This window comes from Kitasatospora sp. NPDC058048 (assembly GCF_042885555.1).
Classification (GTDB): domain Bacteria; phylum Actinomycetota; class Actinomycetes; order Streptomycetales; family Streptomycetaceae; genus Kitasatospora; species Kitasatospora lactacystinica.
Genome location: NZ_JBHVRT010000053.1, coordinates 18,040 through 38,746 on the forward strand (window position 1 = coordinate 18,040; position 20,707 = coordinate 38,746).

The window sequence follows — 20,707 nt, forward strand, 5'->3', positions numbered from 1 at the left end:
GGCCCCCTCCGGGGCCGCTCCGACGCCCGCGCCGGCGCGACCCGCTCAGCCCCCGCCCCCGCCCCGGCCCTCGTCCCGGCCTTCGCCTTCGCCCTCACCGCCGAAGGCCGACTCGAACTCGTCGATGTCCTCCTGCCCCAGCGAGATCAGCGAGAAGTCCGACGGGGTGTGGCCCCCGGACCCCTCGGCGGCGTGCCGCACCAGGCCCTCCAGCACCGCCCGCCAGCGCCCGGCGAGATCGCCCAGCTCCGCCCCGGTGAGCAGCCCGCCCGGCGACTCCAGGACGAAGCCCAGCTCGGGCCCCCCGGGCAGGTCCCGCGCCGAACCGTTGATCTCCAGCACGTGCCGCAGCGGCGTCGACGGGTCCACGCCGCCGTCGGGCACCGGGCGCTCACCCGCCGGCGTCCACGCCCGCGCGGACACCCCGGCCGGCACCCCGTCGGCACCGGGGACGTCCGCCTCCCCGCCGGCCCCGCCGAACCGGCCCAGGTAGTTGAACCCGATCTGCGGCCGCGCCAGCGGCTCCAGCACCGCCCGCGTGGCCGGGTTCACGTACCGCAGCAGCCCGTACCCCAGACCGTCGCCCGGCACCTGCCGCAGCTGCTCCTTGACCCGCTTGATCAGCCGCGCCGCGTCCGCCCCGCCCGCCCGGACCTCGGCCGTGTCGACCGGCCCGGGCTCCAGCCGCACCGGATGGACGGCGGTGAACCAGCCGACCGTGCGCGTCAGGTCCATGTCCTCGGCCAGCGGCACCCGGCCGTGCGCCTCCCGGTCGATCAGGAAGCCCTCCGGGGCCCGCCCGCCGCGCGCCCGCAGCCACTCGTCGAGCGCCGCCGCCAGCCCGGACAGCAGCACGTCGTCGACCCCCGCGTGGTAGGCCGCGGGCAGGGCCGCCAGCAGCGCTCCCGCCATCGGCGCCGGAACGGTCAGCTCGGCGCGGGACACCCCGCCCCCCACGGTGTCGGTCCGCGGGTCCGGCGCACGCCCGGCGATCGGCGGCTCGACCCGGTCGAGCATCCGCCGCCAGGCCGGCAGCTCGTCCACCGTCCGCTGCGCCCTGGCCCGCTCCGCCAGGGCGCCCGCCCAGCGGCGGAACGAGGTCGGCTCGGGGGCGACGGCCGCCCGCGCCGCGTCCGCGCCCCCGGCGGCCAGGGCCGTGTGGGCGAGCGCCAGATCGGGCATCAGCACCCGCCAGGAGACCCCGTCGATCACCAGGTGGTGGGCCGTCAGCAGCACCAGGGCGTCCTGCGCGGCGCCGCGCTCGACGAGCACGGCCCGCAGCATCACGCCGTCCCGCGGCGCGAGCGCGGCCTCGGCGGCCGCCGCCTGCTCGTCGAGCAGCGCGTCCAGCCGCGCCCCGTCCAGGCCCGCCGCCTCCACCCGGGTCACCAGGTCCGCCGCGGCGACGGCCGGGGCCGCGCCGGGCTCCGGGACCACCAGCCGACCATCCGCCTCCTCCAGCCGCGCCCGCAGCACGTCGTGCCGGTCGAGGACGGCCCGCAGCACGGCGGCCAGCAGCGGGGGCGTCAGACCGGGCGGGGCGGTCAGCACCATCGACTGGCTGCCCGCGCGCGCGGGCGAACCCGTGCGGGCCGCGATCTCGTGCATCACCGGGGTCAGCGGCACCGGGCCCCAGGGGACGTCCTCGGGGCGCGCCGCCCGCTCGGCGTCGACCGGCTCGGCCACCCGCGCGAGCTCCGCGGGCGTGCGCAGCTCGAAGACCTGGCGCGGCGTGATCGCCAGCCCGGCCTTGCGGGCCCGCCCCGCCAGCAGCATCGAGGTGATCGAGTCGCCGCCGAGGCCGAAGAACGAGTCCTCCGCGCCCACCCGCTCCAGGTTCAGCACCTCGGCGAAGAGCCGGCACAGCAGCTCCTCCGCGTCGGTGGCCGCGGCGCGCCCCTGCGCCGGACCGGCGAAGACGGGCCGCGGCAGGGCCGCCCGGTCGACCTTGCCGTTCGCCGTCACCGGCAAAGCCTCCAGCACGGTCACCGAGGCCGGGACCAGGTAGTCGGGCAGCTTCCCGGCGAGGTACTCCACCAGCGCCCGCGGCTCGGGCGGTGCCTCCCGGCCGCCGGCCGGCACCGCGTACCCGGCCAGCCGCTTGCGGCCGTCCGCGTCCTCGACCGCGACCACCAGCGCCTGCGCGACGCCCGGGTGGGCGGCGAGCACGGCCTCGATCTCGGCCGGCTCGACGCGGAACCCGCGGATCTTGAGCTGCTTGTCGGCGCGGCCGAGGAAGAGCAGCTGCCCGTCCCGGGTCCACTGCGCCAGGTCGCCGGTGCGGTACATCCGCGCGCCCTCGGGCTCGCCCTCGGCGGGGAAGGGGCAGGCGACGAAGCGCTCCGCGGTGAGCGAGGCGCGCCCCAGGTAGCCGCGCGCCAGCCCGGCCCCGGCGAGGTAGAGCTCGCCCGTCATGCCGACCGGCACGGGCCGCAGGAACGCGTCCAGGACGAACGCCCTGGTGTTGTCCATCGGCAGGCCCAGCGGCACCGCGTCGGGCACCGCGTCCGGGTCGGTGAAGGGCAGCTGGGTGGCGAAGGCGGTGGACTCGGTCGGGCCGTAGGTGGTGCGCACCACCAGGCCCGGGTGGGAGCGCAGCAGCGTCCGTACGGCGTGCGCGGAGACCACGTCGCCGCCGGTGGACACCTCGCGCACCCCGGCGAAGATGTGCGGGGCCTGCTCCGCGAGCACCCGGAAGTGCCCGGCCGTGGCGTGCACGCTGGTCACCTTCTGGTCCGCGATCAGCCGGCCGCGCTCGACCGTGTCGATGTCCCCGGGCGGCACCAGCACCAGCCGGCCGCCGTGCAGCAGCGTCGTCCAGATCTCGTAGGTGGAGGCGTCGAAGGCGTGGTTGGCCTGCACCAGCACCCGTTCGAGGGTCTCGGCCGACCAGCACCCGTCCAGGCAGAACGCCAGGACGCTGCCGTACGTCACCGCGACGCCCTTGGGCAGGCCGGTGGAACCCGAGGTGTAGACGACGTACATGAGGTTCTCCGGCCGCACCGGCACGGCGGGGAAGGCCGCGCCGTCCCCGTTCGCGGCGGGCGGGCCGGGGGAGCCGGGCGGGCCGGGGGAGTCCGGGTCCGCGGGGGCCGGCTCCAGGAGGAGCACCTCGGCGCCCTCGAACAGCGCGGCGTCGGCCAGGCCCCGGCGCGCGTTCGGCCCGTCGACCAGGACGACGGCCGCACCCGCCTGCGCCGCCGTCGCGGCGAGCCGGGCGGCCGGGTGCCGGCCGTCCATCGGCAGGTACGCCGCACCGGCCTTCACCACCGCCAGCAGCGCGGCGATCAGCTCGGGCGAACGCTCGGCGACCACGCCCACCACCGTCTCCGGGCGCACGCCGAGCGCGGCCAGCCGGCGCGCCAGCCGGTTCGCCCGCCGGTCCAGCCCGGCGTACGTCAGCTCGGTGTCCCCGGCGACCACGGCCACGGCCCCGGGGGTGCGGCGCGCCTGCTGCTCGAAGAGCTCGGCGAGCGTCGCGCCGGGCAGCTCGCGGCGGGTCCGGTACCCGGAGCCGTCCAGTTCGTGCCGCTCCTCGCCGGTCAGCACGTCGAGCCGGCCCAGGGGCACGTCCGGGTCGTCCGCGACCTGGCGCAGCACCAGGAGCATCCGGTCGACCAGGCCCCGGGCGGTGCGCTCGTCGAACAGGTCGGGCCGGTAGTCCAGCCGGACCTCGATGTCGTCGGTCGGCGTGACCACGATGGTCAGCGGGTAGTGGGCGGCCTCCTCGCCGCCGCCGGCCGAGACCCGGATGCCGGCCGGGCCCCGCAGGCCGATCCCGGACGGACCGCCCGGAGGCTCCCGCCCGTCGCCCGGAGGCGGCCCCGGAGGCTCCCGCCCGTCGCCGGGCGGCGGCCCCAGCGGGCCGCCGGCCTGCTCCCCGCTGCGCAGCGCCGTGCCGCCCAGGCCCTCGCCCGGGGGCGAGCCCTCGGCGGGCCGCGGCGCCCGGCCCGGCCCGGCGGGCGCCGCCGGTCCGGCCGAGGGCGCCGCCATCGGCCCGCGCGGGTAGTTCTGGAAGACCATCAGGGTGTCGAAGACCGCGCCGGGACCGCCGGCGCGCTGGATCTCCGGCAGGCTCAGCTGCTGGTGGTCGAGCAGGGCGGTCTGCTGGTCCTGCAGCGCCGCCATGGCCCGGCGGAAGGGCAGGGCCGGGTCCAGCGGCACCCGCACCGGCACGGTGTTGATGAACAGCCCGACCATGCGGTCCGACTGCGGCACCTCGGCGGGCCGGCCGGAGACGGTCGCGCCGAAGACGGTGTCCAGCCGGCCGGACAGCTTGCCCACCAGCAGCGCCCAGGCGACCTGGAAGACCCGGTTGAAGGTGACCCCGGCGGAGCGCGCCGTCTCCCGCAGCCGCTCGGCGAGGTCGTCGCCGAGCCGCTCGACCACGTGCCGCAGCATCACCGGCGGGCCGCCGCGGTCGGCCGGGCCCACCAGGGTGGGCTCCTCCGTCCCGGCCAGCATCGCGCGCCAGGCCGCGCGCGAGGCGTCGGTGTCCCGGCGCACCAGCCAGGCGAGGTAGTCGCGGTACTGCGGCACCTTGGGGAGCACCGAGGCGTCGCCGCCGTTGCCGTAGACCTCCCACAGCTCGCCGAACAGGATCGGCAGCGACCAGCCGTCCATCAGGATGTGGTGCATCGTCACCACCATCCGGTGGCGGCCGGGGCCGGCGCGCAGCAGCAGCACCCGCAGCAGCGGCGGCACGCCGAGGTCGAAGCGCCGCGCGTCGACCGCGGCCAGGCGCGCGGCCTCCCGCTCGGCCTCCTCCGCGCCCAGCCCGCCGAGGTCGGCGTACGTCCAGGGGATCCGCACGCCCCTGGCGATCACCTGGACGGTGTCGCCGGACGCGCGCGAGCGGAAGGCGGCGCGCAGGCTCGCGTGCCGGTCCAGCACCGCCTGCCAGGACGCCTCCAGCACCTCGGGGCGCAGGTCCCCGTCGAGGTTGAGGATCCGCTGCCCCACGTACACATCCCGGGGCGCGTCCTGGTCGTACGAGGCGTGGAACAGCAGTCCCTCCTGCAGCGGGGAAAGCGGCCACACGTCCTCGACCGTCAACTGGCTCATCGTGCTCTCCGTTCGGGTCGGCCGGGCTCGGGCGCCGTCTGGGGCGGCGGCAGCCGGCGCAGGGGCCCTCCGCCGCGCGGCAGCGGGGGCAGGTCGCCGTAGCCGTTCGCCGAGTGCTGCTCGGCCTCCGGGCGCGGCGCGGGCGGTTCGGCGAACTGGGTGCGGTAGAGCTCCGCGTACAGGCCGTCGGCGTCGACGAGGTCGGTGTGCCGGCCGCGTTCGACCACGCGCCCGTCCTGGACCACGAGGATCTGGTCGGCCTCGCGGACGGTGGACAGGCGGTGGGCGATCACCAGGGCGGTGCGGCCGGCCAGGGCGGTCCACAGCGCCTTCTGCAGGGCCGCCTCGGACTCGGAGTCCAGGTGGGCGGTGGCCTCGTCGAGCACGACCACGGTCGGTTTCTTGAGCAGCAGCCGGGCGATCGACAGGCGCTGCTTCTCGCCGCCGGAGAAGCGGTAGCCGCGGTCGCCCACGACGGTGTCGAGCCCGTCGGGCAGCGCGGAGACCAGGTCCCAGACCTGCGCGGCCCGGCAGGCCTCGACGAGCTGCGTCTCGGTGGCGTCCGGTTCGGCGTAGAGCAGGTTGGCGCGGATGGTGTCGTGGAACATGTGCGCGTCCTGGGTCACCATGCCGACGGTGTCGTGCAGCGAGGCCAGGGACAGGTCGCGCACGTCGTGGCCGCCGATCCGCACGGTGCCCGCGGTGGGTTCGTAGAGCCGCGCGACCAGCTGGCTGATCGTGGTCTTGCCGGCGCCGGAGGGCCCGACGAGCGCGGTCAGCCGGCCCGCCGGGGCGCGGAAGCTCACCCCGCGCAGCGCCGCGGCGTCGCCGGAGCGTTCCGGGGCCGGCAGCGACAGCGTCTCCAGCGAGGGGAGGGAGACGTCCTTCGCGGAGGGGTAGCGGAAGGAGACGTCCTCGAACTCGACCTCCGGGGCCGGGGACCGGGCCGCGGCGGGCAGCACGACCGGGTCGGGCCGTTCCACGATCAGCGGTTCGAGATCCAGCACCTCGAAGAGCCGGTCGAAGGAGACGAGGGCGGTGAGGTAGTTCGACTGCAGGTTGGAGAGCTGGTTGATCGGGCCGAAGAGCCGTGCCAGCAGGGTGGCCAGGGCCACCAGCGAGCCGATCTGGATGGCCCCGTCGATCACCAGTTCGCCGCCGACGCCGTAGACCACCGCGGTGGCGAGCGAGGCCAGCAGCGTCACCGTCACCAGCAGCATCCGCGAGTAGACGGAGGTGACCACGCCGACGTCCCGCACCCGCGCCGCGGTGCCGGCGAACCGCCGGGCCTCGCCCTTCGGCCGGCCGTAGAGCTTGACCAGCAGCGCGCCGGCCACGTTGAAGCGCTCCTGCATGAACGAGCCGAGTTCGGCGTCCAGTTGCATCGACGTGCGCAGGTTGCGCTGCAGCCGGCGCCCCACGACGCGGCCGGGCAGCACGAACAGGGGCACCGTGACGAGGACGACCAGGCCCACGAACCAGGACAGGAGGAAGATCGTGACGAGCACCAGGCCCAGCACCACCAGGCTGGAGAGCACGTTGGACAGCAGCACGGTCACCGCCTGCTGGGCCTCCATCACGTCGGTGTTGAGCCGGCTCACCAGCGAACCGGTCTGGGTGCGGGTGAAGAACGCCAGCGGCTGGCGCTGCACGTGCCGGAAGACCTCGGTGCGCAGGTCGTAGACGAGCCCCTCGCCGATGCGCGCCGAACTGCGGCTGACGAAGAAGCCCACCAGCGCCTGCAGCAGCGCCAGGCCCGCCACCGCGGCGGCGGCGGCCGCCACCACGCCCCGGTCGTGGGGCACGATGCCGTGGTCGATGAGCACCTTGAACAGCAGCGGCGTGGAGACGGTGATGACGGCGTCGACCACGGTCAGGCTCAGCAGCGCGGCGATCTGCCGGCGGTAGGGCCGCAGGTAGGGCCGGATCCGCCGGGCGGTGCCGGGCCTGACCCGGCCCCGGGCCGGGTCGGGCCCGTCGCCACCGGTGGCCCGTACCGTGATCAGCGGGCCCGGGCCGGCCATCATGGCGCGGCGACCTCCTTGCCGTTCGTGGCCGTGACCGGGCCCGGCGGCCGCTGGTCGCTCCAGACCCGGTCGATGTACTCCAGGCACTCGTCGCGCGCGCCCGGGCCGTGGGCGATCCGCCACCCGGCGGGTGTCCGCGCGAACGCCGGCCACAGCGAGTACTGGCCCAGGGGGTTGACCAGGACGAGGTAGGAGGCGTCGGGGTCGTCGAAGGGGCTGGTCATCTCGGTCTCCTCAATCGTTCGGGGGCCGCCCGCCGGGGCGGCGGGGGAGGGGCCCGGGGGCCTCAGCCGGGCGGCCGGGCCGTGAAGCGGCCCGCCTTGCCGAGCACGTCCGCCGCGTGGACGCGCAGCGCCTGCTGGACGGCGAACTCCGCCATGTACGCGCGGAAGCCGTCCGCCGGCTCCAGGGCGAGGTTCACCATGCGGCGGTTGGCGGTGACGGCCGGGTCGCGCAGCAGCCGCACGGCGTGCTCGACGGCCCCGTCGAGCTCCGCCGGGTCGACGACCCGGTCGACGAGCGTGCGGGCCTCCGGATCGCTCGCGCGCACCCGCCGCCCGCCGAGGATGATCTGCCGGGCCAGCCGCGGTCCGGTCACCGCGGGCAGGCGGAAGTCCGCCGCGCCCGGGACGATCCCCTCCTGTGCGGCCGGCAGGCTCAGATAGGCGTCGGAGGCCGCCAGGACGTGGTCCACCGCGAGCAGCAGCTGCATGCCGCCGCCGATCGCGAAGCCGTCCACCGCGGCCACCCACGGCATGTCGGTGAGCGGGTAGCGCCAGGACGCCTCGTCCGTGCGCAGCCCGAGCAGCAGCTTCCTGAGATAGCCGAGCTCGCGGCGCAGCAGGAAGCCGACTAGCGTGATCTCGCCCGCGTGCAGGCGCTTGAGGTTGATCCCGGCGCTGAACACCCGGCGGCCCGCGTAGCGCGGGTGCGTCATCTCGCCGCCCCGGATGAGCCCGATCTCGCACTGCCCGTCCAGCAGCGCGAGGTCGACCGCGGTCTCCATGTCGTCGACCTGCTGCTCGTCCTCGGCGTTGAGGCGGTCCCCGGCGCACATGGTGATCCGGGCCACCCCCGCGCGCCGCTCCAGCCGGGTGCTCTCCATCCGCACCACCCCGGTGGCCCGGAACTCCCCGAGCAGGGCCAGCGCGCGCCCGGTGGGCCGCAGCATGGAGTCCATCAGGTGGTGGCCGGCGGCCGGGCAGCGCAGCAGCCCGCGCAGGAGGACGCCCAGGTCGATCTCGTAGCCCAGGCGCCGTGCGACCGGCAGGGCCCGTTCCGCCCGCAGCTGCGCGGGCGTGGGCACCAGGTGGGGAACGGCGAGTGCGGCGCCCTCCACCAGGGCCTCCAGCCGCGGGCGCAGCGTGCGGCCCTCGGTGAGCCGGTCGTACAGCGCCTCGGCGTGCAGGTCCAGGAAGGCGGTGCGCCGGGCGCGGCCGTCCTCCAGCGCCCGCTCGGTGCCGGCGGGCGGGCCGCCGGTGCGCGGCCCGGGCCCGGGGAACGGCGGCAGCTGCCGGGCCGCCCGGTCGAAGCCGTCCGCGGGGCGCTCCCGTACGGCGGCGGGTGCCCGCCCGTTCGGGGTGCTCACGCCGTCACCCCGTCCGCCGCCCGGGCGCGCCGCAGCGAGCGGTCGCAGGCGGCCAGGTGCGGGCCGAGCGCGTCCTCGAAGCTCATCCACTGGGCGTCGAAGGCCAGTTGGCGGCGGATCGCGAGTTCGGGGCCGGACAGCCGGCGCAGCAGCCGGGCCGCGGCCGCCAGGGTGCGCCCGGGGTCGGTGCTCACCCGGTCCACCAGGCAGTGCTCCAGGGCCTCACGGGCGGTGATCGGCATCCCGAAGAGCACCGTGCGGCGCGCCGGGGCCGGCCCGAGCTGCTGGACCAGCCGGAAGCCGGCCATGCCGGGCCACACGGCCTGCCCGTGGAAGGCCACCTGCAGCCGCAGGTCGGGTGCCGCCACCCGCACGTCGGTGGCGAGCAGCAGGTCCAGCGCCGCGCCGCCGCACTCCCCGCTCGCCGCCGCCAGCGTGGGCAGCCGCAGCCGTTCGAAGCGCCGTACGGCCCGCTCCCACTTCGTCACGGTGGCCACGTCGGCGGGCTTCGCCACCGCCTCGCCCGTCGGGGCGCCGGAGAGGTACAGGGTCGCGAAGTCGGCTCCGGCGGACTCCGCCTCGTCGCACAGCGCGCCGACGGCCTCGGTCAGTTCGGCCGAGATCTCCCGGCCGCCGTCCACGTGCAGCACGGGGCCTTCGGGCAGGGCGTTGACGGGCATCGCGGTCTCCCTCGCGTCGGTTCACCACTGGATGAGCGCGGATTCGATCGTCGAACCCGGCCCCATGGTCATGAGCACGCCGTAGTCGCCGTCGCGGACCACGCCCTCCTGCAGGAGCCGGTCGTAGGAGAAGAGGAACGAGCCGCTGGAGACGTTGCCGAAGTCGCGCAGCACGGTGATGGTGTGGCGCAGGTCGTGGCGGGTCAGCCCGAGGTTGACGGCGACCGCGTCGATGACCTTCTTGCCGCCCGAGTGCACCAGCCAGTGCGCCACGTCGTCGCGGCGCAGCGACGTGCCGGCCAGCAGCCGGTCGACGACGCCCTCCACGTGCGCGCCCACCAGGTAGGGGATCTGCGGATCCAGGAAGAAGCTGAAGCGGTCCTGGTCGCGGTCCCAGTCGTAGCGCATCGCGTCGATGGCGTCGACGATCGTGACGCTCGCCGTCCGCAGGATCCGCGGGCCCTCCGGGCGCGGGCCGGACCCCTCCTCCTCGGCCCCCTCGCCGCCCCGCGGGTCGGCCATCACCGCCACCGCCGCCGCGCCGTCGCCGAAGAGGCTGTTGACCACGGCCGTGCGCATCGTGGAGTCCATCGTGTACGCGGCCGAGCAGGCCTCCGAGCAGACCATCACGGCCAGCCGGCCCGGATTGGCCGCGGCCCAGTTGCCCACCACGGCCAGCGCGTTGAGCCCCGCGTTGCAGCCCATGCCGACGATGTCGGCCCGCGCCGTGTGCCAGTCCATGCCGAGCTCGCGGATCAGCAGCGCGCTCAGACCCGGGGTGAGGAAGCCGGTCGACGTCACGCAGCACAGGTAGCCCACCTCGGACAGGTCGGCCCCGATCCGCTTGAGGCACACCGACATCGCGTCCGACCCCATGCTCACGGCCCACGTCCTGTGCTTGTCCAGGAGGTCGCCCTGGCTCTCGCGCACCCGCGTGCCGTCGGGCGCCGCCGGGGGCAGCACCAGCGAACGCTGCCGGATGGAGCCCAGCAGGAAGACCGAGCGCACCTTGCGGTCGGTGATCCCGAACAGGTCGAGCAGCTCCTCCTGGGAATAGTGCTCGGGCGGCACGGCAGTGCCCACGCTCAGGATGCGCGGGGCCGTGACGACCGTCGCTCGCTCCAGGGCCGCGGTCATGATGCGTCACTCTCCGTTCCGGTGCCGGGCGCGTCGCCGCCGTGCCTCCCGGCTCTGCGGGCTCCGGCTCCGCGCGTGCCGTCCGGGCGCCGCTCGCCGCTGAGCGCCTCCACGAACCGCGCGAGCCGCTCGACGCCCTCGGTCACCTGCCCGGGCGTCAGACAACTGATCGAGAGCCGGATGTCCTGCTCGCCCCCGCCGTACGGGTGGAAGAACTCCATCGGCGTCCAGATCACACCGAAGTCCCGGGCCGAACGCTCCAGGGCCGCGGCGCCGGTCCGGAAACCGGTGCGCAGCGTGAGGAAGAACCCGCCCTCGGGACGGTTCCACCCCACCCCCAGCTCCCGGCGCCGCCCTGCGGGCAGCCGCCGCTCCAACTGCGCCAGCGTCGAAGCCATGCTGCGGCGGTAGTGCTCGGCGGCCCGGGCGTTCAGCACGGAGAGCCGGCCGTCCGCACCCAGCAGCGCACCCGCCGCGGCCGCCTGGCTGAGCGAGGACGTGTTCACCGTGACCATGCTCTTCACCCTCGCCAGGTCCCGCGCGAGCAGCCGCACCCCGCCGCGCCCGCCCCGCACCTCCTGGTCGGCCACGACATAGCCGATCCGCGCGCCGGGGAACAGCGTCTTGGAGAAGCTGCCGAGCTGGACGACGCTCCTCGACCGGTCGAGCGCCTTGAGCATCGGCTGCCGCGGAACCGGGCCGCTCAGCCGGTAGGGACTGTCCTCCAGGACGAGCAGCCCGTGGCGCTCGGCCAGCTCCAGCAGCGCGGTCCGCGTCGCCAGGTCCAGCGTGGACCCGCTCGGATTGGCGTGGTCCGGCACCACGTACACCGCCCGTGGCCGCCGGCCCGCCGCACGCTGCGCCCGCACCGCCCCGTCCACGTCGGCCACCACCAGCCGCCCGTCACGCTCCGGCACCGCGACCACCGGGATGTCCAGCAGCCGCGCGGCCCCGATGATCCCGACATAACAGGGGGTCACCAGCAGCAGGACGTCCTCGGGCGTCGCGAACAGCGCGCGCAGCACCAGGAACATCGCCTCCTGCGCACCGACCGTCACCACGATCGCCTCGGGCGCGACCTCCAGCCCCTCGTCCTGCCGCAGCCAGTACGCGATCAGCTCGCGGATCCGCCCCGCGGCCGGCCCGTACTGGTAGAAGCCGTCGCGCACTTCGGCCGGCCCCGCGCCCCGGCTCTCCAGGTACTTCGCGTACCGGCGCAGGTGGGCGTGGATCTCCTCGACCTCGAAGAAGCCGTCATAGGGCCGCCCCGGCGCGAAGGACACCGCGTCCGGATAGCTGGACGTGATCTCGTTCAGGAAGGTCATCCGGTCGAGAACCGGGTCCTCGATGCTCGAGTGCAGAGTTGTCGAATCGAGCACCATGGTGCCCGCCTTTCCGTCGACGAGCCGCAGGACGGCAGTCCGTCGGAAGGGCGGATGCCGGGGCTCGCGTGAAGGACGCGCGGCAGAGCGGCGATGCGGCGGCGTCCCACCGGCGGTGCGCCGGTGGCGTCCTCCCGCGTTCGAACATCGGCCGTTTTCGACTTCAACCTCATGGCGGCCCCTCGGACCCGGCCCACGGGCTCCGGCCCCCGGCGGCGTCACCGCCCGTGCACCGTCCGGTGGTGCGGGCGCGGTACCGGCACACGAAAGGGCCCGTCGAAGGCACCGGGCCGAGCACGACGCGGGGGTGCGGAGCATCCCGACGCCCTGTCGCCGCTTCGCACCGGCCGCGGAGATCGAACGGAATCCTGGAGCACAGGGCCCTGTCTGCTGTTTGTCCTTGTTCCAGTACGCGCCTCGGGGCAAGAGACTGTCAAGTGCTGAGGGTTTCCCTCCCGTCACGGTCCGCTACCGGCGGGCCCGGCGGCGGCTGCGGGAGCGCGGCCCGGGAGAGGCCGCCGGACGGCAAACCCCTTGGGCGGGCGCAGGGTTGGCCGGGCGATATCCCGGCGGCCGGGGCGGTGCGGCGCGTACCATCGGACGCCCGCCGTCAGGTCGCGGACCGGCGCGCGGGGCAGCGGCCGGCCGGGGCGGGGACAGGGGTGGCGTGTGACGAAGAGTGATGCCCGGCGGGGCGTGGTGCGGCGCGGGCTGACGGCGCTGGCCGTCTGGTGGCTGTGGATGCCGCTGGTCGCACTGCTGGTACGGCTGGTCAAGCACACCGTGTTCGGCGGGTTCGGGCAGCAGGACCAGAGCTACGTGCTGCTGATCGAGCGGGAGTTCCTCCCGCACGGCGGCGTGCTGGACGCGGCGCCGCTGTTCTGGCTCTGGGTCGCGATCGGGCTGTGCGGCACGGTGGGCGTGGTCGCGTACGTCGCGCAGGAGTCCGGGGCCGGCTACGGCGGGTGGCGGGTGCGCCTGGCACTGGCGGCGGTGCTGCTGGCGGTGGCCGGCTCGCTGGTGCGTACGGGCACCGGACTGTGGGACGACGACAAGGACGCGGGCCGCTTCTACGCGGCGGCCACCGTGCTCGACGTCCCCGCCGGCGGGGCCGGCACACCGCGCTCGGTCCTGCCGGTGACCGAGCACACCCGCGCGGGCGACGGCACCCGCTGCGACCTGGTCGGCACCGCCGACGTGCCGGCCTGCGTGAAGACCGCGCTGATGCCGGACTTCGACTTCGAGGCCCGCACCGCCTCCTACGCGGCGGCCACCAAGGCGCTCACCGACAGTGCCGGCCTGACCTCCGGGGTCCACCTGATGGGCCACAGCCTGCACTACCTGCCCGACGCCTCACCGGGCGGCGGCGTCTGGACGGCCGTCCTGGACGGCTCCGGCGAGCAGCCGATGGAGGGCGTCGCCGTCTGGGACGGCCGCTCCAACTCCGTCACCACCTGCGCCTTCCGCGGCGAGCACGCCTTCGGCCGGGCCTTCGCCGGCACCGGGGCCGTCAGCCTGCGCAACCTGCTCGCCGAGCGCTTCCCGGACCTCGTCCACAGCGACCAGGACATCTGGGGCTACTGCGACGGCACCGACCCCCGCACCGCCCAGCCGGTGGTGGTGATCTCGGTGGCCCGGCAGACCGGCTGGCGCCAGCGCACCGTCCTGGAACCCGCCGGGGTGCTGGTGCTGCGCGGCTCGCCCGACGGCCGCCCGAGCATGACGTACCGGGCGGACGTGGCCCCGGGCGAATTGCCGGGGGCCGTCTACCCGGCCTCGGTGGTCCGCTCGCAGATCCACGAGATCCAGTGGCTCGGCGGCCGCGGCGCGAAGGACGACCGCGGCTTCGGCTACGCGCACACCTCGGCGTCGACCAACGCCGTCAACCCGGGCGAGTTCCTGCTGCGCTCCAGGGCGGACGGCCACCTGTACTACGTGACGCCGCTGGTGCCGCGGGAGAGCTCCTCGCAACTGGTGGTGGCCTTCGCCGTCCTGCAGGCCGACCGGGTCGGCGGCGGCCTCAACGACCTGCACGTGTACGTGCGCGGCGACGACAGCCCGTCGGTGAACCTGGACGTGCTGGCCAGCCGGATGGTGTCGTACATGGCGCAGCAGACCTCGATCACCATCAGCGCCGGGCAGGGCGGCGCGCTGCAGGAGATCGTCCCCTTCGGCCGGGACATGTGGCGCGGCTTCGTGGACTTCAACGGGCAGACCCAGGACTACATCGACCTGTCGGGCGACGCCACGGTGACCCCCAACCTGGTCTCGCTGAGCGGCGACATCACCGCACCCGGCGGACGCCCGGCCCCGGCCCCGACAGCGGCCCCGACACCGGCCGCACCGGCGGCCGGCTGCGGCGGCGACCCGGGGCAGCTGACGACCGGACAACTCGCCTCCTGCGTCGCCGAACTGTCCAAGGCCCTGCAGGGGCGCGTCCAGGACCCGGCACCCGCCCGGCCCTGACGGCCGGGCCCCGCCACCGCCCGTCCGATCGCTCTCCGTCACCCCTGACGTGGTCTCAACCACCTCGGGAAAAGCCCAGCTCGACGCAGACCCGCCCCTGCGGGCTTGACGGAATTTGCCAACCCGGCGCCTCACGCGCACCAGCCATTGACCCGGCCATGACGCCGTGTGAGGGTTCGGGCACCCGAGCGCGGACGGCCCGCACGGCCGTCCCCTCCAGAGGCGGCCCCGCGACGCCTCCCCAGCCTGCCGTCCGCGGTCGAGGACCCCCACACGCGAGGAGCCCCGATGCAACGCAGGATTTCCGCAGGAAGGTTGCTGACCGCGGCGACCACCCTGACCGTGCTGGCCGGCATGATCGCCGCCACCGCGGGGCCGGCCACCGCCGCACCCGACACCACCCCGGCCCCGCCCAACGGGCAGGCCGCGGCGGTGCGCGCCGCCGACGCCGCCGTGACGGCCGGCCTGGACGCACTGGCCAAGGGCAGCGACGAGACCTACGAGCGCAAGGCCGTCACCCCCTGGGTGGACGGCCTCTACTCCGTCGCCTACGAGCGCAGCTACCGCGGGCTGCCCGTGGTCGGCGGCGACGCCGTCGTCCTCGCCGACTCCCGGGGCACGGTCCGCGCCCTGCAGTCCGCCGCCACCGGCCCCGTCGGCACCTCCACCACCGCACGGATCGGCGCCGAACAGGCGGAGCGGACCGCCCGCACCAAGGCGGCCTCGGTGGACTCCGTGGAGTCCCGCCGCCTGGTCGTGCGGGTCAAGGACGGCACCAGCCGCCTGGCCTGGGAGACCGTCCTGGCCGGTCACAAGGGAGCCGCCCCCAGCCGCCTGCACGTCTTCGTCGACGCCACCACCGGCGAAATCGTCGACAGCTACGACGACGTCCACGCGGGCACCCTGAACAGCGAGTGGAACGGCCCCTCCCCGACGATCGCCACCACCGCCTCGGGCGGCTCCTACTCGCTGCGCGACCCGAACCGCCCCGGCCTCTCCTGCGCCGACTACGGCACCGGCCAGGTCTTCTCCAAGTCGAGCGACTCCTGGGGCAACGGCAGCGCCTCCAGCAAGGAGACCGGCTGCGGCGACGCGATGTTCGCGGCCCAGAAGGAATGGGACATGCTCCGCGACTGGCTCGGGCGCAACGGCCACAACGGCAACGGCGGCAGCTGGCCGGTCAAGGTCGGCCTCAGTGACGTCAACGCCTACTGGGACGGCAGCACGATATCCATCGGCCACAGCCAGGCCAACAAGTGGATCGCCTCCATCGACGTCGTCGGCCACGAGTTCGGCCACGGCATCGACCAGTACACCCCCGGCGGCGCCAACAACGAGTCCGGCCTGGGCGAGGCCACCGGCGACATCATGGGCGCCCTCACCGAGGCCTACGCCAACGAGCCCTCGCCGTACGACACCCCGGACTACACCGTCGGCGAGATGATCAACCTGGTCGGCAACGGCCCGATCCGCAACATGTACAACCCCTCCCTGGTGAGCAACAACCCCAACTGCTACTCGGCGTCCATCCCGAACACCGAGGAGCACGCCGCGGCCGGCCCGCTGAACCACTGGTTCTACCTGCTCGCCGAGGGCTCCAACCCCGGCGGCGGCAAGCCCACCAGCCCCACCTGCAACAACTCCTCCGTCACCGGCATCGGCATCAAGGACGCCGGCCGGGTCTTCTACGGCGGCATGCTCCTCAAGACCAGCGGCATGACCTACAAGCGCTACCGCACCGCCACCCTGACCGCCGCCAAGAGCATCGACCCGACCTGCACCTTCTTCAACCGGGCCAAGGCCGCCTGGGACGCCGTCAGCGTCCCCGCCCAGACCGGCGACCCCACCTGCTCCAACAACGGCAGCAACGACTTCTCGCTCTCCCTCGGCCCGGCCTCCGGCTCCGTCCAGCCCGGCGCCTCCACCACGGCCACGGTGAGCACCGCGGTGACCTCCGGCACCGCCCAGACCGTCGCCCTGACCGCCTCCGGCCTCCCCGCCGGCGTCACCGCGAGCTTCAACCCCTCCTCGGTCCAGGCCGGCTCCTCCGCCACCCTGACCCTGACCGCCTCCTCCGGCGCGGCGAACGGGACCTACCAGATCACCGTCACCGGCACCGCCGGCACCACCACCCACACCGCCCAGTACAGCCTGACGGTGGGCAAGGACTCGCCCAACCCCGGCGGCACCTGGACCGCCGGCACCACCTACCAGGCCGGCGACATCGTGACCTACAACGGTGTCAGCTACCGCTGCCTCCAGGGCCACACCGCCCTGGTCGGCTGGGAGCCGCCGAACGTCCCCGCGCTCTGGCAGCAGGTGTGACCGGCTCGCGCTGACACCCCGTGAAGCCGCTGCGCCGCGGCCCGTCGAGGGGGACGGACCGCGGCGCGGCCGTGCGCGCCGACGGATGCCGGAGGGGTCCCGGGGAGAGGGCCCCGGGATGCCGCGGTGCGCACCGAAGCCCCGGGGGCGGCCTGGACAGTGGGCCGCCCCCGGGGCGCGTCGGCGCGCCGTGCCCACGGCGCGGCGGTCGGTCGGTTGCTGCGGTCGGTCAGGTGCTGCGGTGGTCAGGTGCTGCGGTCGAAGAGCTTGACGCGCAGCGGCTCCCGGGCCGGGGTGTCGACCGGTTCCGGCGGGGACAGGGTGAGGACGAACCCGCCGATCGCGATGACGGCCATGATGGCGACGGCGAGCGGCACGACGAACTGGGAGGCGGGCAGGCCGTCGGCCCGGAACCGCTCGTCCAGTCGGACGGAGACGGCGGCCATCCCGGTGTAGTGCATGGCGGTGACCGCGACCCCGGCGACGAGGGAGGCGGCCAGCGAGGCCGCGAAGCCGGTGATGTTGAGGGTCATCCACAGCGCCGCGGTGGCGGCGGCCACGGCGATGGCGATGGAGACGGCCACCAGCACGGGGTCGTAGGAGACCTCGCCCTCGACCTGCATGGCGGACATGCCGAGGTAGTGCATGGCCGCGACACCGCAGCCGGTGACGGTGCCGCCGATCAGCAGGGATGTTGTCGTCCTGCGGCGGTAGCCGACGTACAGGACGCCGGCGCCGACGACCACGACGGCCAGCAGCAGGCTGCCGAGGGTCTCGGGGACGCGGTAGACGACGGTCGAGCCGGTGACGGCGAAGCCCATCATCGCCATGAAGTGCATGGTCCAGATGCCGCAGCCGAGTTCGACCGCGGACAGCAGCAGCCACCCCAGGCGGCGGGCCGGCGGCAGGGTCAGGGCCCGTACGGTGCAGCGCAGTCCGAGCGCCGCGCCGGTGCAGGCGATGAGGTAGGACAGGAGCGGGTTGATCCAGCCGTAGTGGAACCCGTCGATGTGGGCGGTGTGGGGATGCATGGCCACCTGGGGTGCGTTCTTGCGGAGGGGGGCGGAGCGCTCTCCTGTCCGGGGCGGGGCGGCGACTGTGGGGTTGCCGTTCCGGCGGGGGATCAGGATCCGATTCCCGATGGATCGTATAGCGATCAATTTGATTCCGCGAAATCGGCGGCCGACGGAATTGCTGAGGGGTTTTCAGGGGAATCCGCCGAGGGCGGCGGTTCATGATCGACATTGCGCCGGGGCAGGTCGTTCTCGCGACGGGGACGTCAATTTCCCTTTTGTGAAACACCTTGAACAATTCCGTCCGACGGCGGGGGTGCCCCCGCCGAACGGCGGGGGCACGGAAAACGCCGCGGAATTCACCCGCGCGGAAAAGCCGGCCCGCGGCACACCGGGGACGGGCCGCCCGCTACCGCCCGAGCGCGGCCTGCGCGATGACGGCCCGCAGACGGGCCTGAACGGCCTCGGCGGCCTCCCGGGTGACCGGGTCCTCGCTCTCCAGCTGCGGGGCGATCAGCTCCGCGGCGGCCACCAGGAGCGGCAGGGGCACCTCCACACTGCGCAGATGGAGGAGCTGGGAGGCCGCCCGCTCACCGGGCGTGGCCGGTGCGGGGGCGACGGGGATCAGGGCGGTGAGGCCCCGGGGGAGCGGCTGAGTGCTGGTCACCCGGCCCATTCTCCCGTGCGGGCCCGGGCGGTCCGCGCCGGCGGGCCCGCACGGGCCCGCGGCGGCGTTCGAAGGCCCGCCCCTGCCGGGGCCCCGGAACCGGCGTCCGCCGGCGCGGACCGGCGCCCGGGGCCTCCCCGCCTTCCGACGGCCCCGGGCGGGCGGCGAAGACCCAGCGGTTGGCCGCCGGCGCGTCGTTCGGCTCCGGCAGCGGGCCGCGGCCGTGCACGGCGGTGAAGTCGTACGGGCTGCGCACGGTCACCGTCCAGCCCCGGCGGGCGAGTCGGGCGGCGGAGTCGGGGCGGGGATCGGCGTCGAAGAGCGCGCGCGGATCGATGCCGAGCCGCTGCCGGGCCGCGACGTACACGGGGGACGTGCGCACGGCCGGCGGCTCGGCGGCCACGTCCTTGAGCTCGTAGGCGAGGGTGCTGCCGGGCGCGCCGAGCCGGTGCACGGTGGCGGCCCGCGCGCCCCCGACCAGGCCGCCGGGGGGATTCCGTCCGTGACTGTGCACAGCGTCGCAGGCTCTTGGCACCGCGTCCGCCGGCCCGCGAGGAACCGCCGCCCGGGGATGGTTCCGTTCTAGCCTCGTGCACGACGCAGCCGCCTTCACCCGAAAGCGGACTGCCCTGTCCGGGAGGGGAATTCGATGCTCAAGATACGCAAATTCGCGGCAACGGCCGTCGCCGCGGCCTCGCTCACGCTCGGAATCGCTGCCGCCACGCCGGCGTCGGCGACCACGACGAACACTTCCTGTTCCACCTGGAGCGACAGCAACACGTTCGGTGCGTACTGCTCCGAGGGCGCCACCTACTTCCGGGCCGTCGCCCTGTGCAACAGCGGCCAGACCGTGTACGGAGACCTGCGCCGGGTCGGTGGCGGATCCTGGAGCTACGCGTACTGCACCAGCGTGGGTTCCTCGCTCTACCGCGGGTCGGTTTCCCTGGCCTGACCGGGCCGGACCGTTCGCCCCTGAGTGGCCCGCAGGCCGAGAAGCCGCCCCCAGCCACCAGGGAGCCCTGGAGGACTGCCGGGATTCCCGTCGTGCGGGGATCCCGGCAGTCCGCGTCGAGAGCCGCCGACGTGCGCGGCCCATGATCCCCGGTCGCCCGAACTCTCCCCGAACTCGGCGGAGTCCGGGGAGAGTTCGGCGACCGGGCCGTGCCGCCCGGCAGCGGTCGCCGCCGCGGGCCGGGATCCGTCCCGCGCCCCGCGGCTACTCCCGCGCCGCCCCCGACAACGCCCGCTGCCGGTGCTCGCGGGGCGAGAGGCCGTACGCCGCCTTGAACGCGCGGCTGAACTCGGAGGCGCCGGGGATGCCGCAGCGTGCGGCGACGCCCTGGATCGACAGGGCGCGCAGGGCAGGGTCGGCGAGGTCGCGGTGGGCCTTCCGCAGCCGCTGGCCGCGGATGAACGCGGCGAGGGTCTCGCCCTGGGAGTGCCGGGTGAACAGCCGGTGCAGGTGGCTGACGGAGATGTGGTGGGCGGCGGCGACCACCGGCGGGGTCAGGCCGGGGTCGTGGAGGTGGTGCCGGACGAAGGCCCGGACGCTCTCCACCACGGTCCGCTGCCGGGCGTCCGGCGGCAGCGCGTTCACGGCGTCGAGCTCCCCGGCGATCCAGGCCCCCACCAGGTCGACCACGACCGTCCCGAGGCGGCACGTCTCGGCCGGCTGCAGGGCGGCGGCCCGGCGGTCCAGGCCGAGGAGGAACTCCGCCAGCAGCGCCCCCGTCCCCTCTCGCCGGGACAGCCTGCGCCCGAGCAGGTCGCGCAGCCGGTCCGGGGGCACCGGCAGCAGCGAGGCGGGCAGGTCGACGCCCACGCCGGCGGCCCCGAACCGCTCCTGGCCGGGGTCGCCGGCGCCGAAGCACCGCACGTCGTACGGGTGCGAGCTGTCGACGATCGTCAGGTCCCCGACCCCGATCGTCTCCCGCTGGTCGCCGGCGCGGCTCAGGGCCTGGCCGCCGGCCGTCAGCAGCGTCAGGTGGTACAGCTCCTCGTCCGACTGGCGCACCATGCGCTCGGTCCGCCGGAACCTCGCCGACGGGAACGACGTCCCCAGCAGCGCCACCGGCCCCAGCTCGACCCGACGCACCTGCGCCGTGAAGCTGTCGACATGGGCGCTGGTCGCGTCGCAGACCCGCGTCCGTCCGACCAGGTCCCGCCAGTGCTCGAAACGCTCCTCCGCCGACGGACCGTCGCCTCCGGCCACGCCCTTCACCCCCACGGACACTTCCACCCCCACGGACAACTCCGCCCCTTCTCAAGCGATTTCCCCGGGCCGGGCCGGCAGGTCCTCCCCGTGGCCCCGCCCTTGACGGACTCCTCGGAGTCCGGCGGCGTGGCCGCCGCCCTGCC

General features: G+C 75.0%; 13 protein-coding genes. 3 read left to right on the forward strand and 10 right to left on the reverse strand.

Annotated elements, in window-relative coordinates; translation table 11 throughout:
- Positions 1–45: 45 nt before the first annotated feature.
- The 7 genes from ACFVVA_RS37240 to ACFVVA_RS37270 form a co-directional block, all read right to left on the reverse strand.
- Complete coding sequence (locus tag ACFVVA_RS37240; protein ID WP_387695138.1) at positions 46–5,064, reverse strand: amino acid adenylation domain-containing protein; 5,019 nt, start codon at positions 5,062–5,064, stop codon at positions 46–48.
- On the reverse strand, positions 5,061–7,091 hold the full coding sequence (locus ACFVVA_RS37245) for an ABC transporter ATP-binding protein (protein WP_387695139.1): 2,031 nt from the start codon (positions 7,089–7,091) through the stop codon (positions 5,061–5,063). The genes ACFVVA_RS37240 and ACFVVA_RS37245 overlap by 4 nt, the downstream gene beginning before the upstream one ends.
- On the reverse strand, positions 7,088–7,315 hold the full coding sequence (locus ACFVVA_RS37250) for an MbtH family protein (protein WP_387695140.1): 228 nt from the start codon (positions 7,313–7,315) through the stop codon (positions 7,088–7,090). The genes ACFVVA_RS37245 and ACFVVA_RS37250 overlap by 4 nt, the downstream gene beginning before the upstream one ends.
- Positions 7,316–7,377: 62 nt before the next feature.
- Positions 7,378–8,679 carry a (3,5-dihydroxyphenyl)acetyl-CoA 1,2-dioxygenase DpgC gene (gene dpgC / locus ACFVVA_RS37255; protein WP_387695141.1) on the reverse strand — a complete coding sequence of 434 codons (1,302 nt, stop codon included), beginning with the start codon at positions 8,677–8,679 and terminating at the stop codon, positions 7,378–7,380.
- The gene (gene dpgB, locus ACFVVA_RS37260; protein WP_380550554.1) at positions 8,676–9,359 is read right to left on the reverse strand and encodes an enoyl-CoA-hydratase DpgB; all 684 of its coding nucleotides are present in this window, start codon (positions 9,357–9,359) and stop codon (positions 8,676–8,678) included. Before dpgB ends, dpgC begins: the two co-directional genes overlap by 4 nt.
- Positions 9,360–9,380: 21 nt before the next feature.
- Positions 9,381–10,496: a 3,5-dihydroxyphenylacetyl-CoA synthase DpgA gene (gene dpgA, locus ACFVVA_RS37265; RefSeq protein ID WP_387695142.1), complete on the reverse strand. Its 1,116-nt coding sequence runs from the start codon at positions 10,494–10,496 to the stop codon at positions 9,381–9,383.
- Positions 10,493–11,878 (reverse strand): PLP-dependent aminotransferase family protein, encoded by a 1,386-nt coding sequence (locus ACFVVA_RS37270; RefSeq protein WP_387695143.1) that lies wholly within the window; start codon positions 11,876–11,878, stop codon positions 10,493–10,495. Before ACFVVA_RS37270 ends, dpgA begins: the two co-directional genes overlap by 4 nt.
- Positions 11,879–12,547: 669 nt before the next feature.
- On the opposite strand from ACFVVA_RS37270, the gene ACFVVA_RS37275 reads away from it, so the two are divergent.
- Together ACFVVA_RS37275 and ACFVVA_RS37280 are read left to right on the forward strand one after the other, a co-directional pair.
- Positions 12,548–14,344 (forward strand): hypothetical protein, encoded by a 1,797-nt coding sequence (locus ACFVVA_RS37275; protein ID WP_387695144.1) that lies wholly within the window; start codon positions 12,548–12,550, stop codon positions 14,342–14,344.
- Between the two features lie 288 nt (positions 14,345–14,632).
- Positions 14,633–16,669 carry a M4 family metallopeptidase gene (locus ACFVVA_RS37280; RefSeq protein WP_387695145.1) on the forward strand — a complete coding sequence of 679 codons (2,037 nt, stop codon included), beginning with the start codon at positions 14,633–14,635 and terminating at the stop codon, positions 16,667–16,669.
- Positions 16,670–16,914: 245 nt separating this feature from the next.
- On the opposite strand, the gene ACFVVA_RS37285 is transcribed toward ACFVVA_RS37280, so the two are convergent.
- Together ACFVVA_RS37285 and ACFVVA_RS37290 are read right to left on the reverse strand one after the other, a co-directional pair.
- Positions 16,915–17,700, reverse strand: coding sequence for an MHYT domain-containing protein (locus ACFVVA_RS37285; RefSeq protein WP_387695146.1), 786 nt, complete (start codon positions 17,698–17,700; stop codon positions 16,915–16,917).
- A gap of 391 nt (positions 17,701–18,091) precedes the next feature.
- Positions 18,092–18,349, reverse strand: a complete 258-nt coding sequence (locus ACFVVA_RS37290; protein ID WP_380357037.1) for a hypothetical protein — start codon at positions 18,347–18,349, stop codon at positions 18,092–18,094.
- A gap of 649 nt (positions 18,350–18,998) precedes the next feature.
- Here ACFVVA_RS37290 and ACFVVA_RS37295 point away from each other — a divergent pair.
- Positions 18,999–19,301 (forward strand): hypothetical protein, encoded by a 303-nt coding sequence (locus tag ACFVVA_RS37295; RefSeq protein WP_387695147.1) that lies wholly within the window; start codon positions 18,999–19,001, stop codon positions 19,299–19,301.
- Between the two features lie 264 nt (positions 19,302–19,565).
- On the opposite strand, the gene ACFVVA_RS37300 is transcribed toward ACFVVA_RS37295, so the two are convergent.
- A complete protein-coding gene (locus tag ACFVVA_RS37300) occupies positions 19,566–20,594 on the reverse strand; it encodes a helix-turn-helix domain-containing protein (RefSeq protein WP_387695148.1) in 1,029 nt (342 codons plus the stop codon).
- Positions 20,595–20,707 lie beyond the last annotated feature (113 nt).